The 1,274-nt window shown below is 68.6% G+C and carries 2 protein-coding genes; both read right to left on the reverse strand.

What is annotated here, in order from left to right; genetic code table 11:
* Positions 1 to 146 precede the first annotated feature (146 nt).
* Positions 147 to 455: a WXG100 family type VII secretion target gene (locus JS521_RS20145; RefSeq protein WP_205084368.1), complete on the reverse strand. Its 309-nt coding sequence runs from the start codon at positions 453 to 455 to the stop codon at positions 147 to 149.
* A gap of 45 nt (positions 456 to 500) precedes the next feature.
* Positions 501 to 839 carry a hypothetical protein gene (locus tag JS521_RS20150; protein WP_205084369.1) on the reverse strand — a complete coding sequence of 113 codons (339 nt, stop codon included), beginning with the start codon at positions 837 to 839 and terminating at the stop codon, positions 501 to 503.
* Positions 840 to 1,274 lie beyond the last annotated feature (435 nt).

Raw genomic sequence — 1,274 nt, forward strand, 5'->3', positions numbered from 1 at the left:
CCCCGGGCCCCCGGGGGCCCCGGGGGGGGGGGGGGGGGGGGGGCGGGGGGGTCGGGGCCGCCCCCCCCCCGCCCCCCCCGCGCCCCCCCCCCGGGGGGGGGCGCCCCCCTCTCTGCCGTCCGCACGCGGTGGTGCGGAGGGGTGGTTCAGAACGCCTCGGTGAACAGGCGCGAGGACTTGACGTCCGTGGACCGGTAGCTGTCCTTGCCATTCTCGATGATCTTGGCGACGCCCTCGAGGCGCTGGTGCATGTCGTCGGCACGCTTCTTGTACTTGCCCTGGAGGTTGACGTACTCGGCGTGCGCCTCACCGTCCCAGGTGCCGGTGACGACCTTGAGGGCGGCGTCCATCTCGTTCAGGTCGTGGGTGATGTTCTTCGAGACCTGGCGGATGCGGTTCGCCATCTCCTGGACGCTTGAGTAACTGACCTTGGTGTTGCTCGGATCCCCGGCCATCGGTGTTCTCCCGTGTGTGCGGTGGTGTGGATGTGGTGGGACGGCTCAGATGCCGTTGAGCGCGGAGCTGTTCTTGGCCTTGTTGAACGCCGCGTAGACCTCTTCGTCATTGGCGTTGCTGAGGTTCTTGGTCTGGCCCACGGCGTCCAGGAGCACCTGGAGAAGGCGCCGGATGACGTCGTGGTCCTCGTTGACCTTGATCTGCGCGGACGCGAATCCCGCGGCTCCGACACCCGTCCAGCCCGCGCCGGCGGTGGCGAGGATGTCGGCGAGTTCCCGGGACTGACGGGACACGGCGTTGGCCGTCTCGATGATCTTGTTCTTCGCCTGGATGATCGTGTCGTCGGCCAGTCCGAAGTTGGCCGAGGGGTTGGGCGTGGTCATCCGAGGTCCTCTCTCTCGCTTTCCGGGCCTGCCCGCGCGACGCGGACAGGTTCTCTGTCCCCCGTGTGATCCGGATCAGGAGTGGGGTTCAGGCAGGTCCCTGAGGTGCGCGGTGGTGTTCCCACACCCCGGACATCGGACTCGGCCACTTCTCGTTCCCCCATCACACACGTGAAGTCTGCTACCACCCTAGCCACTTCGTCATCCGACCCCAACTGCGCTTTATCGGGAGAGAGCTACCTCACCCGTCGCCCCTCTCAGCGCAAACCGCGTCGTCGCCGGACATCGCGGACGACGGTCGCGGTGCCCGCCACGACGGAGACGAGGACGGCCGCGAGGGCGAGCGCGTAGGTGGCGTAGCGCTCGCTGCGCTCCTGCGACGTCTCGGACATGGCAAGGTGGGCGGGCTCGGGGGCCGGGGCCTTGGGCATGGGT

Origin of the sequence: Streptomyces durocortorensis (assembly GCF_016901035.1) — a bacterium.
Lineage (GTDB): Bacteria > Actinomycetota > Actinomycetes > Streptomycetales > Streptomycetaceae > Streptomyces > Streptomyces durocortorensis.

What these genes read in the sequence shown, in the direction of transcription:
- JS521_RS20145 (WP_205084368.1), bottom strand. Translation starts at nt 455, where the DNA reads ATGGCCGGGGATCCGAGCAACACCAAGGTCAGTTACTCAAGCGTCCAG.
- JS521_RS20150 (WP_205084369.1), bottom strand. Translation starts at nt 839, where the DNA reads ATGACCACGCCCAACCCCTCGGCCAACTTCGGACTGGCCGACGACACG.